The organism is Gluconobacter albidus (assembly GCF_002005485.1).
Taxonomy (GTDB): domain Bacteria; phylum Pseudomonadota; class Alphaproteobacteria; order Acetobacterales; family Acetobacteraceae; genus Gluconobacter; species Gluconobacter albidus.
The window spans coordinates 1,609,211-1,625,725 of sequence record NZ_CP014689.1 but is presented as its reverse complement, the minus strand read 5'-3'; the positions used below and the strand labels follow the sequence as shown (position 1 = coordinate 1,625,725).

Annotated in this window: 15 protein-coding genes, 1 tRNA gene and 1 pseudogene; 12 read left to right on the top strand and 5 right to left on the bottom strand. The window is 60.8% G+C overall.

The features are described 5' to 3' along the window. The first annotated feature begins 69 nt into the window (after positions 1–69). A complete protein-coding gene (gene mfd / locus A0U94_RS07340; RefSeq protein ID WP_077803894.1) occupies positions 70–3,591 on the top strand; it encodes a transcription-repair coupling factor in 3,522 nt (1,173 codons plus the stop codon). Here mfd and A0U94_RS07335 read toward each other — a convergent pair. Next, positions 3,580–4,443 carry a DUF2125 domain-containing protein gene (locus A0U94_RS07335; RefSeq protein ID WP_077802968.1) on the bottom strand — a complete coding sequence of 288 codons (864 nt, stop codon included), beginning with the start codon at positions 4,441–4,443 and terminating at the stop codon, positions 3,580–3,582. The two genes, mfd and A0U94_RS07335, sit on opposite strands and share 12 nt — an antisense overlap. 102 nt (positions 4,444–4,545) lie before the next feature. Here A0U94_RS07335 and A0U94_RS07330 point away from each other — a divergent pair, with 102 nt between their 5' ends. Then, positions 4,546–5,364, top strand: coding sequence for a DUF1217 domain-containing protein (locus tag A0U94_RS07330; protein ID WP_062031581.1), 819 nt, complete (start codon positions 4,546–4,548; stop codon positions 5,362–5,364). Between the two features lie 81 nt (positions 5,365–5,445). Further along, positions 5,446–6,872, top strand: a pseudogene (locus tag A0U94_RS07325) (pyridoxal phosphate-dependent decarboxylase family protein). Here A0U94_RS07325 and A0U94_RS07320 read toward each other — a convergent pair. The 3 genes from A0U94_RS07320 to A0U94_RS07310 form a co-directional block, all read right to left on the bottom strand. Then, entirely contained in the window at positions 6,826–8,697 is a 1,872-nt protein-coding gene (locus tag A0U94_RS07320; protein ID WP_062109547.1) for a cobaltochelatase CobT-related protein, read from the bottom strand. The pseudogene A0U94_RS07325 and the gene A0U94_RS07320 sit on opposite strands and share 47 nt — an antisense overlap. Positions 8,698–8,701: 4 nt before the next feature. Next, positions 8,702–9,718, bottom strand: coding sequence for a cobaltochelatase subunit CobS (gene cobS / locus A0U94_RS07315; protein ID WP_077802967.1), 1,017 nt, complete (start codon positions 9,716–9,718; stop codon positions 8,702–8,704). Between the two features lie 87 nt (positions 9,719–9,805). Further along, positions 9,806–10,426 carry a DnaJ domain-containing protein gene (locus A0U94_RS07310; protein WP_062031489.1) on the bottom strand — a complete coding sequence of 207 codons (621 nt, stop codon included), beginning with the start codon at positions 10,424–10,426 and terminating at the stop codon, positions 9,806–9,808. A 69-nt stretch (positions 10,427–10,495) separates the two neighbouring features. Here A0U94_RS07310 and A0U94_RS07305 point away from each other — a divergent pair, with 69 nt between their 5' ends. Beyond that, a complete protein-coding gene (locus tag A0U94_RS07305) occupies positions 10,496–10,810 on the top strand; it encodes a BolA family protein (RefSeq protein WP_062109542.1) in 315 nt (104 codons plus the stop codon). After that, positions 10,807–11,400, top strand: a complete 594-nt coding sequence (locus A0U94_RS07300; RefSeq protein ID WP_062031483.1) for a LolA family protein — start codon at positions 10,807–10,809, stop codon at positions 11,398–11,400. The genes A0U94_RS07305 and A0U94_RS07300 overlap by 4 nt, the downstream gene beginning before the upstream one ends. Here the strand turns inward: A0U94_RS07300 and lipB are convergent. Beyond that, on the bottom strand, positions 11,381–12,064 hold the full coding sequence (lipB, locus tag A0U94_RS07295; RefSeq protein ID WP_077802966.1) for a lipoyl(octanoyl) transferase LipB: 684 nt from the start codon (positions 12,062–12,064) through the stop codon (positions 11,381–11,383). The genes A0U94_RS07300 and lipB overlap by 20 nt on opposite strands. Before the next feature lie 77 nt (positions 12,065–12,141). Here lipB and A0U94_RS07290 point away from each other — a divergent pair. The 7 genes from A0U94_RS07290 (at position 12,142) to A0U94_RS07260 (ending at position 16,501) form a co-directional block, all read left to right on the top strand. Further along, positions 12,142–12,227 (top strand) — tRNA-Leu (locus tag A0U94_RS07290). A gap of 212 nt (positions 12,228–12,439) precedes the next feature. Beyond that, positions 12,440–13,324 carry a UTP--glucose-1-phosphate uridylyltransferase GalU gene (galU, locus tag A0U94_RS07285; RefSeq protein WP_077802965.1) on the top strand — a complete coding sequence of 295 codons (885 nt, stop codon included), beginning with the start codon at positions 12,440–12,442 and terminating at the stop codon, positions 13,322–13,324. 114 nt (positions 13,325–13,438) lie between these two features. Beyond that, the gene (locus tag A0U94_RS07280) at positions 13,439–13,633 is read left to right on the top strand and encodes a DUF3553 domain-containing protein (RefSeq protein WP_077802964.1); all 195 of its coding nucleotides are present in this window, start codon (positions 13,439–13,441) and stop codon (positions 13,631–13,633) included. Then, entirely contained in the window at positions 13,633–14,409 is a 777-nt protein-coding gene (locus A0U94_RS07275) for a ComF family protein (RefSeq protein WP_231865393.1), read from the top strand. Before A0U94_RS07280 ends, A0U94_RS07275 begins: the two co-directional genes overlap by 1 nt. 7 nt (positions 14,410–14,416) lie before the next feature. Beyond that, positions 14,417–14,674, top strand: coding sequence for a glutaredoxin 3 (grxC, locus tag A0U94_RS07270; RefSeq protein ID WP_062031468.1), 258 nt, complete (start codon positions 14,417–14,419; stop codon positions 14,672–14,674). Next, positions 14,675–15,157, top strand: coding sequence for a DUF2147 domain-containing protein (locus tag A0U94_RS07265; protein ID WP_077802963.1), 483 nt, complete (start codon positions 14,675–14,677; stop codon positions 15,155–15,157). Between the two features lie 72 nt (positions 15,158–15,229). Continuing rightward, entirely contained in the window at positions 15,230–16,501 is a 1,272-nt protein-coding gene (locus tag A0U94_RS07260) for a lactonase family protein (RefSeq protein ID WP_062031462.1), read from the top strand. Positions 16,502–16,515: the final 14 nt, after the last annotated feature.

Genomic DNA, 16,515 nt, shown 5'->3' with positions numbered 1-16,515 from the left:
GACAACGGGCGCTTCCCGTGCTCCTCGGGCTGACAGGCGATGGAACGGAAGGTATAGGGCATGAGCAGGATGGAACAAAACGAAACCATGACCCGTGAAATGTCCACAACGTCCTTCGATAGGTCTTTCGGGCCGACTGTCTGGGGCGTGCCTGATGGCAGTGTGGCCTTTCTTCTCCGTCAGCGCCTTGCCGAGCATGACGGACCACTGCTGCATGTTGCGCGCGATGACGCTGCCGTGGCCGCGCTGGCCGACATGCTGGCCTGGCTGGTGCCGGAAGTGGAAGTCCTGCGCCTCCCGGCCTGGGACTGTCTGCCCTATGACCGCGTTTCGCCCAATCCGGTTCTGATTGCCGAACGGGCCGGGACACTGTGTCGTCTGCTAGAGCCCACCAAGGCACGTCGCATTGTCCTGACGACCGTGCACAGCCTGATCCAGCGCGTGCCTCCACGCTCGGCGTTCCGAGGGCAGTCCATCAGCGTGAAAACGGGCGAGAGCCTCGATCAGGCGATGCTTATCGAACTGCTGGTGGCCAATGGCTACACCCGGACCGATACAGTCATGGAAGCGGGTGAGTTCGCGACACGGGGTGGCATTTTCGATCTGTTCCCGGCCGGGGAAAGCGATCCGATCCGGCTGGATCTGTTCGGGGATGAAGTCGAGAACATCCGTGCGTTCGACGTCGGAACGCAGCGCTCAACCGAAACGCTGAAACGCTTCGAACTTCGCCCGGTGTCCGAATTCTCGCTGGGCCCCGACAGCATCAGTCGCTTCCGCACCGGCTGGCGCGATTCGTTCGGCCCGGCGGCGACATCCGATACGATTTACGAGAACGTCTCGGACGGTCGGCGGTATCCGGGGCTGGAGCATTACCTGCCGCTGTTCCATGACGGTGACGGGCACCAGATGGAAACGCTGCTGGATTATCTGCCGAGCGGGGCGGTCAGCTTCGATCAACACGCGCCGGAGATCCTCAAGGCCCGGCTGGATATGATCACCGATCATTATCAGGCCCGGCGTGTTCCGACGCGTGAAGGGGAAATCCCGTACCGTCCGCTGCCGCCACACCGGCTCTATCTGGATACGCACGGCTGGGAATCGATGCTGGCGGATGTGCCCTCTGTCATCCTCAATGCGTTCGCCATGCCGGATACGGCACAGGGCGTGGATGCAGGCTATCGGCCTGGCCCGCTCTTTGCACGGGCAAAGGATGGAAGCCGGGCAGGGATGTTCGAGGCTTTTGGGCAGCAGGTGAAAACCTGGGCCGAAGCCGGACGACGGACTTATGTTACGGCCTGGAGCCGGGGCTCGCGGGAGCGGATTTCCCATCTGCTGGCGGAACATGGCGTTACGGTCACGTCCTATGACGACTGGCCAGATGCGGCGGGAATGCCGAAAGGCACGACCGGACTGCTGACGCTGGGGCTGGAGCGCGGGTTCGTCTCGGACCGTCTGTGCTTCGTCTCCGAACAGGACCTTCTGGGCGAGCGGATTTCGCGTCCGCCGCGCCGCCGCAAGCGTGGAGAGCAGTTCATCTCGCAGGTCGGCGAGATTGCGGAAGGCGATCTGGTCGTGCATTCCGATTACGGGATCGGGCGGTATGTCGGGCTGGAGACGGTCGTCGAAGGCCGGGTCGCGCATGACTATCTGTCGATCCTGTATGATGGGGAGCAGCGCCTGCTTCTGCCCGTCGAGAATATCGAACTTCTCAGCCGTTTTGGTTCCGAGCAGGCCGGGGTTCAGCTCGACAAGCTGAGCGGAACTGCTTGGCAGGCCCGCAAAGCCAAGATGAAATCCCGCATCCGCGTCATGGCGGGCGAGCTGATCAAGACGGCAGCAGCCCGAGCCATGAAGGATGCGCCAATGCTCGCGCCCGCCGAGGGGCTGTGGGACGAGTTCTGCGCGCGCTTCCCGTTCGTGGAAACGGAGGATCAGTCCCGCGCGATTGCCGACGTTCTGGAAGACATGAGCGCCGGGCGGCCGATGGATCGGCTGGTCTGCGGCGATGTGGGTTTCGGCAAGACGGAAGTCGCCCTGCGGGCGGCGTTCGTGGCCGCCCTTTCGGGAATGCAGGTTGCGGTCGTGGTGCCGACGACGCTGCTTGCCCGCCAGCATTTCCGGAGCTTTACGGCACGTTTCGAGGGCTTTCCCGTCAATGTGGTGCAGCTTTCGCGTCTTGTAACGCCCAAGGAAGCCACGAAGGTGCGCGAGGGCATGGCGAACGGCACGGTGGATATCGTTGTCGGCACCCATGCGCTGCTGGCCAAGACCGTGGCATTCGAGCGTCTGGGCCTGCTGATCATCGACGAAGAACAGCATTTCGGCGTCTCTCACAAGGAACGCCTCAAAGCGCTGCGGGAGGACGTGCATGTCCTGACGCTCTCCGCCACGCCGCTGCCAAGAACGCTTCAGCTTTCGCTGTCCGGCGTGCGGGAAATGAGTCTGATCGCGACGCCGCCGACGGACCGTCTGGCGGTCCGCACATTCATCACGCCGTTTGACAGCGTCATGATCCGCGAGGCGATCCAGCGCGAACGCTTCCGCGGCGGTCAGGTCTTCTGTGTCGTGCCGCGTTTGGCGGATATGGACCGGATGGCCGAGCGTCTGGCGGAAATCGTGCCGGACGCCAAGACCGTTCAGGCACATGGTCGCCTGACGCCGACCGAACTCGAACGTGTCATGACGGAGTTCGCGGACGGGAAATACGACATCCTGCTCTCCACCAATATTGTGGAAAGCGGGCTGGACATGCCCAGCGTGAATACGATCATCATCCACCGTGCGGACATGTTCGGTCTGGGGCAGCTCTACCAGCTTCGCGGACGCGTGGGCCGTGGCAAGCAGCGTGGTTACGCCTACCTTACCTGGCCGCAGACCCGTCCGCTGTCTGCTTCGTCTGAAAAACGGCTTGAGGTCATGCAGACGCTGGACTCGCTTGGGGCGGGCTTCACGCTGGCCTCTCACGATCTGGATCTGCGCGGCGCGGGCAACCTGCTGGGGGATGAGCAGTCCGGGCATATCAAGGAAGTCGGGATCGAACTCTACCAGCAGATGCTGGAAGACGCCGTAATCGACATGCGTCGCGAGCGCGGCAAGCGTCTGGAGGAAGAGGACAGCTGGACCCCGACCATCATTCTGGGCCTGCCGGTGCTGATCCCCGAAACCTATGTGCCGGACCTGCCGGTGCGTCTGGGGCTGTATCGCCGGATTGCGTCGCTGACGAACGAGGCCGAGGTCGAGGCGATGCGCGCGGAACTGGTGGACCGTTTCGGATCGCTTCCGCCGGAAGTGGGAAATCTGCTCGATGTGGTCCTGATCAAGCGCCTGTGTCGCGAGGCCGGAGTAGAGCGTCTGGAAACCGGGCCGAAGGGCATGGTGATCCAGTTCCGCCGCAACCGGTTCGGCAACCCCGCCGCGCTGATAGACTGGGTAACGCGCAAGAAGGAATCGGGCGTAAAGATCCGCCCCGATCACAAGCTTGCGGTCATCCGTGAAATGACGAATGCGACGCGTATTGGCTACGCCAAGAAGGTCACGACCGTCCTATGCAAAATGATCCGCAAGCTTGAGGTCCAGACATCAGGGGACTGAGAACGGCAGCGGGATGCGGTTGACGGTCACGACGCCGCCGCTCAGTCCGACATCCCACAGGGTCGCATCACCGCTCTGACGGCCCATCAGGCGGGCAATCGTGAGCGCGGCCACGACTTTCTTGGGGGCCGTGTCACGGATCTGGCCGATCAGGGTATCAACGTTGGTCACGCCGATATGCAGGTCCGCAGCCGAGGTGGATGCCGTTGCGCCGGGCTCGATGGTGCCCTTGCCGTCGATGGCGCTGCTGCCCGTGACGGCATGCAGGGCGTTGATCGTGATCTGCTGGCGGGCGGTGTCGAGGCCCTGAATCGTTAGGTCTGCCGAAAGCTGCGTAGGCATGAGCGGCTGCTTGGTGTCGTGGATGCCGCTGCCCTCAACCTTCAGACGCAGGTCCGGCGTTGTCTGGACCGCCTGGATCGACGCCTTGCGGATCGTCATGTCGTGACCGGGGCGGGCGAGGGTCACATTCGTCCAGGTGGCCTGCGGAGTGCCGCCGCGGATGTCGCTGCTGTTGATCGTCAGGCTCTGGTCCTTGCAGGCGGGACTGATGCCGCCGCGAAAGGCGCTGAGCGCGGCGTAGGCCGCAACGGCATTGAACCGCTGCAGAGTTGCAGTCTCGACGTGGCCGGAAGGGTCGGAGAGGGTCACACCATGGATGTCGAGCGTGATGTCCGTTCCGGTGAGTGTCGCATGAAGGGTCTTCGCCGTCAGGCCATGTGCAGTGGTCTGGGTGCCTCCCAGTTCATAGGTCACGCACGAAGCGGGAAGGCCGCCGGGTGTGGACGCACTGGCCATGACAGGTGTCAGGAGTGCGGCCGTCGCGGCGAGCAGGGTAAGGCGCAGGGACATGAGAGGGTTCCGGACTGTGGAGAGGAGAAAGAAGCGTTAAGACCGTATTAGGGAATGAAGCGGTAAAATGATGGCACCTCCTCCTCTTTCGGAGAAATGCGCGTGTCGTCCTCCATTTCCGCCATGCCCGCCATTCCGCAGTATGTCTCCATTATCAAGAATGAAGAGTCTTCAGCGAACAAGTGGGAAAAAACAAGCGTCTCGACCCAGCAGGCGGTTGCAGCGTTCCAGAGTGATGCGTCTTCGATCAAGACCCCGCAGCAGCTTCTGAAAAATTACAAGGCCCTCAAGGTCGTTCTGGGCGCCTATGGAATGTCCTCGGCCATTGGCGAGACAGCCGTTCTGACGAAGCTGATGACGCAGGACCCGACATCGGCGAAATCCCTGGCTCAGACCAGCGGCAACTCGTCCTGGAAAGCGTTTGCAAAAGCATTTTCCGACTGGTCGACCTCTCCGCTGGCGTCTGCCGATACCATCCAGAGTATCACCCAGAGCTACCTGACCAACAGTTATGAAGACAGTCTGCAAACGGAAACGCCGGGTCTGGGGGATGCGCTCTATTTTACCCGGACTGCCAAAACGGACATGACGCTTGAAAACGTGATGGCTGATCCGAAACTCCTGAAAGTGGCGGAAGTCGTGTCCGGCTTTGATACGACCCAGTTCGGTGCGCTGGATTACGATCAGCAGGTTCGTCTGCTCGGCTCCAAACTCGATCTGTCCAAGCTCAGTACGACCAAGGGAATCCAGCAGTTCGCCCAGCAGTATCTGGCGCTGTTGCAGATCCACCCAACAAAGACCACGACCCCCGCAAGTATGCTGACCCTTTACGGAGGAAACGGCTCCACAACCAGCATCCTTTCCCTTTTCACGAGTGACAGTTCGGACAGCAGTTCTTCCCTGTATTCGGCGCTGTTCTGAACCTGTCTCTCTGACGTGACATCCTGTGTGAGGCCCTGTATCGCAGACACCTGACGGATTTCAGGTGAAGGGATATTTTTCATGGCCGGACTGGACCCCACGGACTGGCGCGGTATCCGTGAGATCGGGCATCGGATGCTGGATGAAGTTTTTGACCGCATGGAGCATATGGGCGAGGGCCCTGTCTGGCGGCCTATGCCTGCTGCTGCCCGGCAGGGTCTGAAAGAAGGCCTGCCGGAAAAAGGACATCCTCTCGACGCTCTGTACGCCCGCTATCAGGAACTTGTCGTGCCTTACGGCGTGGGGAATACCCATCCCGGTTTCATGGGATGGGTACATGGTGCGGGAACGCCGGTCGGCATGCTCGCCGAGATGCTGGCCGGGGGCTGAACGCCAACTGTGGTGGGCGGGACCACGCGCCGATCGAAGTCGAGCGTGAAGTGATCCGCTGGGCCCTGCAGATGGTCGGAATGCCTCAGGACGGATCGGGTTGTCTGGTGACGGGGTCGTCCATGGCCAATTTCATCAGCGTCATTACGGCGAGCCGCGCGCAGGACCTTGCGATCCGCAAAAACGGGATCGGCGGTCGCGGGCTTGTCGGCTATGCTGCAACGACCGCGCACGGATGCCTGCCGCGGGCGTTTGATCTGGCGGGGCTTGGGAGCGAGGCGCTTCGTCGGGTGCCGGTTCTGGCCGATCATCGCATGGACGTCGGGGCCTTGTCCGACATGATCGCAGCGGACCGGAAAGCGGGCTTTGTGCCGTTCATGGTTGCGGGTACGGCGGGCACGGTTGATTGCGGGGCGATTGATGATCTCGTTGCGATCGAGGCTGTCGCTCATGAAGCGGGGATCTGGTTCCATGTGGATGCAGCCTTTGGAGCGCTGGCCTGTCTCTCGCCCCGTTTCAAAGAGCAGCTTTCCGGAATCGAAAAAGCGGATAGTCTGGCGTTCGACTTCCATAAATGGGCGCAGGTTCCTTACGACGCCGGCTGCGTGTTGGTGCGCGACAGCCATAAGCATGCTGCGGCTTTTGCGCAGTCCCTCGATTATCTCGTGCGTGAAGAGCGCGGGCTTGCCGCAGGAGCCCCATGGTTCTGCGATTTTGGCCCGGATCTGTCGCGTGGGTTTCGGGCACTCAAGGTCTGGATGACGCTGGGCCATTACGGGTCCGAGCGTATGGGAGACATGGTCGAGACATGCTGCGATGTCGCGGCTGATCTGGCGCGGCGCGTAGAACGGACCGAAGGGTTGGCTTTACTGGCACCCGTGACGCTGAATATCGTCTGTTTCGGCCTCGACGGTCTGGAAGATGTTGAAGTCTCGGAACTGGTGCAGGATCTGCATGAAAGCGGGATCGCTGCGCCGTCCACGACAAGGATCAACGGTCGGCTGGCGGTCCGGGCGGCAATCGTCAATCACCGGACCACGACCGCCCATACCGACCGGATGCTGGACGCCGTTATCGCGCTGCGCGACGACCGGTTGAAGGCGCAAACAGCGCGCTGAGCTGTGCCATCATGGTCCCGCCGAGGTCCTCGGCGGAGCTGATGGTGACGCTGTTGCGGTAATAGCGCGTCACGTCGTGCCCGATGCCGATGGCCAGAAGCTCCGTGCCACGGTCCGCTTCGATCCGGGCAATCACCTGTCTGAGATGGTCTTCCAGATAGTTGTGCGGGTTGGCCGAGAACGTACTGTCATCAACCGGCGCGCCATCTGAAATCACCATCAGGATATGGCGGTGCTCCGAACGGCGGCGCAGGCGCTTCCAGGCCCAGAGCAGGGCCTCGCCATCAATGTTTTCCTTCAGCAGCCCGTCACGCAGCATGAGGCCCAGATTGCGCCGGGCCCGCCGCAGAGGCGTGTCCGCGTCCTTGTAGATGATGTGGCGCAGATCATTCAGACGTCCCGGCTGGGCCGTACGACCGCTCTTGAGCCAGCGTTCACGGCTCTGTCCGCCTTTCCACTGCCGTGTGGTGAAGCCAAGAACCTCGACCTTCACGCCGCAGCGTTCGAGCGTCCGGGCCAGAATATCGCCGCAGATGGCTGCCGTTCCGATAGGGCGGCCACGCATGGAGCCTGAATTGTCGATCAGGAGGGTGACAACCGTATCGCGGAACTCGGTCTCGCATTCATGCTTGCACGATAGCGGGAGGGTCGGATTCGTCACGACGCGCGAAAGGCGCCCGGCGTCGAGAATGCCCTCTTCCTGCTCGAACTCCCACCGGCGCTGCTGCTGCGCCATGAGGCGGCGTTGCAGTCGGTGTGCGAGGCGCGACACAAGCCCATGAAGCTGGGACATCTGCTGATCGAGCTTCTGGCGCAGGCGGTCCAGCTCATCCGGATCGCACAGATCGGACGCATTCACTTCCTCGTCGAAATCCGTGGTGTACGCCTTGTAGGTGTTTGGCGCTTCGGACGGACCTGTGTCTGCCTGCTGCTCCGAAGGACCAGCAGCTTCTTCCGTGCCATCTTCCGACATTTCAGCGGCGTCCGTAGCCTCGCTTTCTCCAGAAAGGCCGGTTTCGCCACTTTCGGGCTGGTAGCCGTCTTCTTCTTCCGTCGCGGCGGGAGCCTGCTGATCCTGCCCTTCGGTTTCCGGAGCATCGCTCTCGGTTGTCTCCTCTTCATCGGAGGGCAGATCGGACGGTGCGGTCTGCTCCTCGTCTTCATCAGGGACGGTCGTGAGTTGGCACGCTCCGAGGAAGCGGGTTGTGGCGCGGGCGAAGGCTGTCTGGTCGCTCTGGGTGCGTGCCATGTCGGCAAGAGCGGCCTTTGCCGCAGGCGTCAGGGTCGCGCGCCATTCATCGAGCGCGGGTCCGGCCTGAACCGGCATCGAATGGCCACTCATGGCTTCACGCGCGAGAAGATCCAGCGCCACGGGGGCTGGCATGTCTTCGCGGGTTTTCATGCGGTTGCAGCCGATTTCGGCGCAATGCTGGGCGAGTTTCTGCTCCAGATTGGCGCGGACACCCGCCATGTGGCGGGAGCCGTAAACTTCACAACGCGCCTGTTCCAGCGCATCGAAAGCCTGCCGGGCTACAGGTTCAGCTGGTGCGTTTGCGTTTCTGTCCGCATGATACCGCATCCGCAGTGCAGCGGCGTCCGCAGCCCCCCGGATCTTGCGGATTTCCCAGTCGTGCATATGGCGCGACAGATAGGGAAGCTCCACGTTTCCGGCTTCTGGTGCTGCCTTGCGGTTTCCGCTGACGGCACCCTGAAAATCCACGCCCTGTTCCGGGGCGCCACCCATGGCGCGCAGGGTGGCGATGGTGGCCTGACGGAAGCGTTCCTGCCGTTCTTCGTCGGTGAGGGAAGTCTGGGGAGCGGACAAGGGATCAGGCCAGCGGCGAGGTGTTGAAGCAGCGCTGATAGTATTCCGCCACAATTCCGCGCTCGGCTTCATCACATTTGTTGAGGAAGGTCAGGCGGAAAGAAAACGCCACGTCATTGAAAATACGATTGTTTTCCGCCCATGCGATGACAGCCCGCGGGGACATGACCGTGGAAATGTCACCGGCCATGAAGCCGGAGCGCGTGAGGTTTGCCAGTGCGATCATGCGTTCCACGAGTGTCGTGGCGTCCGTGTCCTCTGCGGGGATCTTCAGTTTGGATGTGACGATGCCAACTTCCTGTTCCAGCGGTAGATAGTTCAGTGTGGCGACGATGTTCCAGCGGTCCATCTGGCCCTGATTGATCTGCTGGGTGCCATGATACAGACCGGTCGTATCGCCCAGTCCGACCGTGTTGGCTGTGGCGAACAGACGGAAAGCAGGGTTCGGACGGATGACGCGGTTCTGGTCCAGAAGGGTCAAATGGCCTTCGGCTTCCAGCACGCGCTGGATGACGAACATTACGTCCGGACGACCCGCGTCATACTCGTCAAAGATCAGGGCGCAGGGATGCTGGAGACACCAGGGCAGCAGACCCTCGCGGAATTCCGTGACCTGCTTGCCGTCCTTGAGCACGATGGCGTCCTTGCCGATCAGGTCGATCCGCGAGACGTGACTGTCCAGATTGATGCGGACGCAGGGCCAGTTCAGGCGTGCTGCGATCTGCTCGATGTGGGACGATTTGCCCGTACCGTGAAAGCCCTGAACCATGACGCGGCGGTTAAAGGCGAACCCGGCCAGAATTGCGCGAGTCGTGTCTTCGTCGAACTTGTAGGACGGGTCGATGTCGGGGACGTGTTCCGTACGGACGGAATACGCCGGAACCTGCATGTCCGTGCGAATGCCGAAAACGTCTGCCGAGGAGACCATGAGATCCGGCGCGCCGAGAACGCTGGTCGGGACCGAGGCATTTTCAGCGGTGGTCACGGCTTCCGGGGTGTCAATCGTCGCGAAATCACTCATGGGACTGTCAGGCTTTCGTTGGATCTTTGAATACAGGACGTTCTGGAGAAGATGGAGCCTCGGCGCCCTCTGTTCCAGTCTAAAAATTCAGGAAACGAAATCGTCCTGACGCGTGAAATGGACTTTGAGCGCGGCATAAGCCGAACCGATGGCTTTGAACCGCTCTTCGGATTTCTCATCGCCGATATTGGCATCGGGATGATGCTGACGGGCGAGAGCACGGTAACGGCTTTTCACGTCATCGAAAGAAACGGGCCATGTCAGGTCCAGTGTGGCGAGCGGCTGCCGCAGAGGCTCGGGAATACCGGCGGCCTGGGCGGACGCGCGCTGTCTTGCCGCGTCTTTTGCACGTTCCGCACGGCTGTGACGGGTCGCACCGAGGATGTCGAGCGGATCAATGACGTCGTCCTCATTGAACTCCGCCTTGTTGGCCGTGCCGGTGCCCAGCTTCCACGAAGGCCGCTGCCATGAAACATCGGCCCGCAGATGCGCTTCGATCTGGCCCGGGGTCATGCCGCGATAGAAATCCCAGCGGGAGTTGTATTCACGCACATGCTCAAGACAGAACCAGAAATACGAGCGCAGGGCGTCACGCCCGCGCGGCGCACGGTAGCCGGCAGGTTCGTTGCAGCCCGGATGGTCGCAGACCTGTTCCGGCGCGTCAGGATCGGGATCGAAGGCCCGGTGTCTGGTGGATTTGCGCTGCATGGTGTCTGATATGGGCAATCACCGCGGCCCGATGCAAGCGGCCATTCCTCAAGCCGGACGATTTTCATCATGTCTGAAACAGCTTCACACCCTTCCGCACAGCCCTCCAGCCGACGCGAACGGATTGCGATCCTCCTGCAGCAGGGACTGGCACCCACAAATCTCGAAATCCATGATGACAGCGCCCGCCATGCCCATCATGCCGGAGCCAAGGCTCTTGGGGGAGGAGGCGAAACGCATTTCAATATCGCCATCACGAGCGCGCGTTTTGATGGACTGAACCGGGTGGCGCGGCACCGGCTGGTCAATGACCTGCTGGCGGAGGAGTTCCGCTCCGGGCTGCATGCGCTGTCACTTGTCCTGCATGGAGAACAGACCCCATGAAACGCGCTCTTCTCGTTCTGATGCTGCTTTCGGGCTGCGCAACCAGTGGATATGATCGTCTTCCCAAAGCCGACCAGAATGATGTGCATCGTATCGAAGCCTATCTGAACGGCATCCAGGGATTGCAGGCGGCTTTTGTCCAGCATGGACCGGACGCAGGTGAAAGCGGCGGCCGCTTTTCGTATATTCCGGGCCATCTGAGGCTGGATTATGTCGTGCCGCATCCAATGGAGCTCGTGGCCGGGGAAGGGCATCTCGTTCTGGACGATCAGGGAACGGGCGCCGTCACGCATCTGTCGCTGCGGCACAATCCGCTTGGGCTGTTGCTGAAACACCCGATCCGCTTTGATGGCGACATTCAGGTCACGGATGTGCGGCATGGAAACGGATCGCTTCAGATTTCCGTCGCACAGGCCGATAATCCTTCGCAGGGCCTGCTGACGCTCCAGTTTTCGGACGTGAACGGTCAGCTCAGCCTGATCGGGTTGCAGGGTGTGGATGCCCGGCAGCATCATTTCGGTGTTCTGCTGTCTGATGTGAAGCAGGGGGTGGTGATCGTCCCCTCCGTTTTCACGCCTCCTGCGGGATAGAACCGAAGCGCTCTGGCCATACGGCGGCCAGCGCGTCATCCAGATCCTTCATTGTCAGACTGCTGTCGAATCGCTGAAGGCTGGTGACGCCGAATTCGCGGATGCCGCAGGGCACGATTCCGTCGAAGTCGTTTAGGTCAGGACTGACATTGATCGACACGCCGTGCCAGCTCACCCAGCGGCTGACACGGATACCTAAGGCGCCGATCTTGGCTTCAAGTCCGCTCAGCGGATCAACCGTCCAGACGCCAATCCGTCCTTCACGAGTAAAGGCCGTTACACCAAGCCGGGCGAGGGCGTCGATCATCCAGCCCTCCAGACCCGCCACGAACGCCCGCAGATCGCGGGGAGGGACAGTGCCGTTCGACTTCGTTAGATCCATCATCACATAACCGAGCCTCTGCCCCGGTCCATGATAGGTCCATTGCCCTCCGCGTCCCGCATCATAGGTTGGATAGCCGCGGGGATTGTAGAGATCGGCGTCCTTGGCTGACGTCCCAGCCGTAAAAACGGGTGGATGTTCGACAAGCCAGACCAGCGGGTCAGATGTTCCCTGATGAATCGCGCGTGCACGCTCCTCCATGAACGCCAGCGCATCAGGGTAAGGTGTCAGCCCCGGTGAGGCCGTCCACAAAATTTCTTCACAAATCTCGTCGCGGGTCATTGCCCTCGTTTCTGTCATCGGCTATAGCCCCTCCCACACCGGACGGTCATGCACCAAGCAGGATCGTTTGTCACGGGGCGGCCGTGGCGGAATGGTAGACGCGCAAGCTTGAGGTGCTTGTGGGGGCAACCCCGTGGAAGTTCGAGTCTTCTCGGCCGCACCACTGACATTCAGATGTCGGTGTATCCCAAAAAAATAGCGATCCCTGAATTGATTATTTTCTCCCTCAAGGGGGAAGATTTTATTAAGGCTCCGATAGTCTGTGCCATCTTGTTGCCAGACTATTAAGACATGGGTATTCCTCTTGCGTCTTTGAAGAACGTCTGGGCTTCCGTTCGGCAGTCGGGCGTCATCTCGTCTGATGTGTGAGGTTTCGTGATCAAGCCACTGAAAAAAGCTGTCCTTCCCGTTGCCGGACTCGGTACGCGGTTTCTGCCCGCGACGAAGGCCATGCCGAAGGAAATGCTTCCTGTCGTCGACAAGCCTCTGATCCAGTACGCGATCGACGAAGCTCGTGAAGCCGGCATCGAAGAATTCTGTCTTGTTACCGGCCGTGGCAAAGACAGCCTGATTGATTATTTCGATATTGCTTACGAGCTCGAAGCCACGCTTCGTGAGCGCGGCAAGAAGAGCGCGCTTGAAGCGCTGGCTCCCAGCAGCGTGCAGGCCGGGTCTCTCGTAGCTGTGCGTCAGCAGGAGCCGCTGGGTCTGGGTCATGCGATCTGGTGCGCCCGCTCCTTCATCGGCGATGATCCGTTTGCGATCCTGCTGCCGGACGATATCGTCAAGGGACGCAGCTGCATTGGCCAGCTGGTCGAAGCCTACAACAAGACCGGTGGTAATGTGGTCGCCGTGACGGAAGTGCCGCGCGAGCACACGAACCGTTACGGCATCCTTGATGTTGGCAGCGACGACGGAAAGCTGGTGGAAGTGAAGGGGCTGGTTGAAAAGCCTGCTCCTGAAGATGCTCCATCGAACCTGTCCATTATCGGACGTTACGTGCTGACGCCGGACGTCATGAAGTACCTGGCGAAGCTGGAGCGTGGCGCAGGCAACGAAGTCCAGCTCACGGATGCGATGGCCAAAACGATCGGTGAAGTGCCGTTCCACGGTCTGCGCTACGAAGGCACCCGTTATGACTGTGGCGACAAGGCCGGCTTCCTTGAGGCACAGATCGCGTTCTCGATCGACCGCGAGGATCTTGGATCGTCGGTGAAGGCGTTCCTCAAGAAGTACAAGCAGTACACAGAAGCGCCCTGATTCCTCTCAGGTACGATTTGATCCGGTTGTCCTGCAAGGCATGCTATTTGCAGGACATCGGACAAAAGACTACATCCGGTCAGGGCAGACCCTGCGGCAAGGAGTCTGGCAAGTATGTCAGTAAGCGGGCCGTTGCAGTCCTTTCTTGAGCCGGGGCAGATTGTCCTGCATCCCGATTACCCGGACTGGGGCTGGGGGCAGGTGCAGTCTGCGGTGGGCGAGCGGGTGACGGTCAATTTCCAGCATCAGGGCAAAGTCCTGATTGATGCGTCACGCGTTACGCTCAGACTGCTGCCGAAATCACGGTGATGCTGACAGGTGGCCTTGTCGCCCGTAGCGTCCGCACGCTTTTCAATACTCTCCTTCCTCCCGTATGTGCGGCCTGTGGCACAGAAGTCATGACCGAGGGGGCTTTTTGCGGCACGTGTTTCAAAACCGCTCACCGGATTGTTTCCCCCCACTGTGATCGTTGTGGTGTCCCGCTGGAAAACGAGGGTTTGGGGGGCACGCAGAACTGCTGCGCCGCCTGTCAGGCTCATCCTCCTGTCTGGCGTTCCGCCCGGGCCGCGTTTGTTTATGACGCTTGGTCCCGACGCCTGATCCTGCCTCTGAAATATTCCGATCATACTGAAAATGCTGCGGTTCTGGCACAGCATATGGCTGCTGCGGCCGAAGATTTGCTCGGGAAGGCAACGCTTGTCGTTCCCGTTCCGCTGTATCGTACCCGGTTGTGGAAACGGCGTTACAATCAGGCCGGTCTGATGGCGCAGGGTCTAGGCCGGCTCGCGGGGCTGCCCTGTGCTGTGGACGCCCTTCAGCGCGTCCGTCCCACAAAAGCGCTGGCCCGCCTGTTCGCCGCAGAGCGCGAGCGGGAGATGGCGCAGGCAATTCGGATCAGAAAAGGGCGGGACGCCCGGATACGGGGACAGGCTGTTCTGCTGGTGGATGACGTGCTGACAACAGGCTCCACGGCAACTGCCTGTACGCTGGCTCTGATGAAGGCCGGTGCGGCGAGCGTGGATATTTTGGTTGCAGCCCGGACCGGTAGAGTGGATGAACAGAACCCGCGCTTTGTCCAGGAATGAGAATCCTATGTCGAAAATCGAGATTTTTACCCAGCCTGGATGCCCTTACTGTGTGCATGCCGTCAGTCTTCTCCGCTCCAAGGGCGTGACGTTTCAGGAAATCAACGCCCCGCACGGATCCGTCGAACGTGAGGAGTCCATCCGTCGTTCGGGGCGTCGCACGGTGCCCCAGACGTTTGTTGACGGAGAGTCTCTCGGAGGTTGCGATGACCTGATGGCGCTTGATCGCGCCGGGCGGCTTGATGCCCTGCTGGGCACCGTCTGAATGCGCGGTGCGGGCCTTTTCGCTGCTTTCCTGATGGCTGTGCTGTCACTTTCAGGTGTCCGGGCCCAGTCCCCCGGTCCGGCGGATGCTCTGCCGCAGAATATTCCCGAGCAGGGCTTGTGGCTGTCGGAAGGGCATGACGGGCTTTTTTCGATCCAGCCCTGCGGTCATGCGCTCTGCGGGCAGCTGATTGGCATGGCCTATGACGGGGAAATGCCGAAGGACGTCTGGGGACGCTCGCAATGCGGTATCCGCATGCTGACAGACTTTGTCCCAATCGAGGATCGCAAGTGGCAGGGCCATATTCTTGATCCAAGAACCGGACGGGTCTATCAGGCGCGGATATGGGTTTCTCAACCCAATGTTCTGAAGCTGCGCGGATTCGTTCTGGGAATGCCTCTTCTGGGTGAAACCCAGACATGGAGCCGCTACACTGGTCCGCCCGTCGGGCCACAATGCAAGCTGCCGAAAGACGCGCGCTAGGCCTGTTGCTGGGAAACCTGCATCATGGCCCGGGCGTTATCCCCGCCATACTGAAAGGAATGCAGACCCATCATGTCCCACCCTGTCTCCCGCCGCAGCTTTGCGGCCGGACTGGTTGCCGGTGTTGCGGCTGCCGGTACTGGTGTTGCTGGTGCCGCCGATCCTGAAAAGACCGTTCCAACGCCGCCTCCGCCACCCAAGCCGGTTTCGAAAACGATCTGCTTTGTCGGCGGATATACGAAACACGGACCTCCAGGGGGCGGAACCGGAAACGGGCAGGGCATCTCTGTTTTCGACATGGACCGCGATACGGGCGTTCTGACGCCGATCACGACGTTCACGGATATTGCCAGTCCGTCCTTTCTGACGATCTCGAAAGACCAGCGCTTCCTCTATGCGCTTAGCGAAATCGACGATTTCAACAAGGATGGTGACGGGTCCGTTACGGCGTTTGCGATCGACCCCAAGACGGGTTCACTGCGCAAGCTGAATGTCGTCAGCTCGATGGGGGCTGTTCCGGCCTATGTAAGCATCCATCATTCAGGCCGGTATGTGCTGGTGGCCAACTATGTGGGCGGCAACGTCGCGGTTCTGCCCATCCGTTCGGACGGGTCTCTTGGGGAGGCATCGGATGTCGTGCACAACACGGGGCCGCGCCAGCCGGAGCGCGCCGCGGATAATCCGCAGGGCAATTTTGCCGTCTCCGATCATTCGGGCTCGCATCCCCACATGATCCATTCCGATCCGAGTGGCAAATTCGTGCTGGCCGATGATGCGGGCCTGGACAGGGTGTATGTCTGGACGCTGAACATCGACACTGGCAAGCTGATCCCGGCCAAGACGCCGTATTACGACATGGAGCCGGGGTCGGCGCCGCGCCACTTCCAGTTCAACCATTCCGGCCGGATCCTGTACAATCTGTGTGAACAGGATTCGAAAGTCGTTGTTTCCAATTTCGATCCGGTCACCGGCGCGATCAGCAATATCCAGACGGTCAGCACGGTCACGTCGCATTTCCGCGGCTCGACGCTTGCGGCCGAAATCCTGATCTCGGCCAGCGGCAAGTTCGTTTACGTCTCCAACCGGCTGGGCGACTCCCTGGCCGTGTTCGCCATCGGTACTGATGGAACGCTCACGCTTCAGGACGAAGTTTGGATGCATGCGGATTACGGTCGGGCCCTGATGTTCGATCCGTCCGGAACGTTCCTGTTCTGCGCCAACCAGCGCTCTGATGCGGTGACGTCCTTCAAGGTGGACAAGAAAACGGGTGAAATTGCCTTTACGAATAATTTCACGCCGGTGGGAAGCCCGACAACCTTCGCGTTCATGAACACGCAGGTCTGACCGGTTGTTTTTCC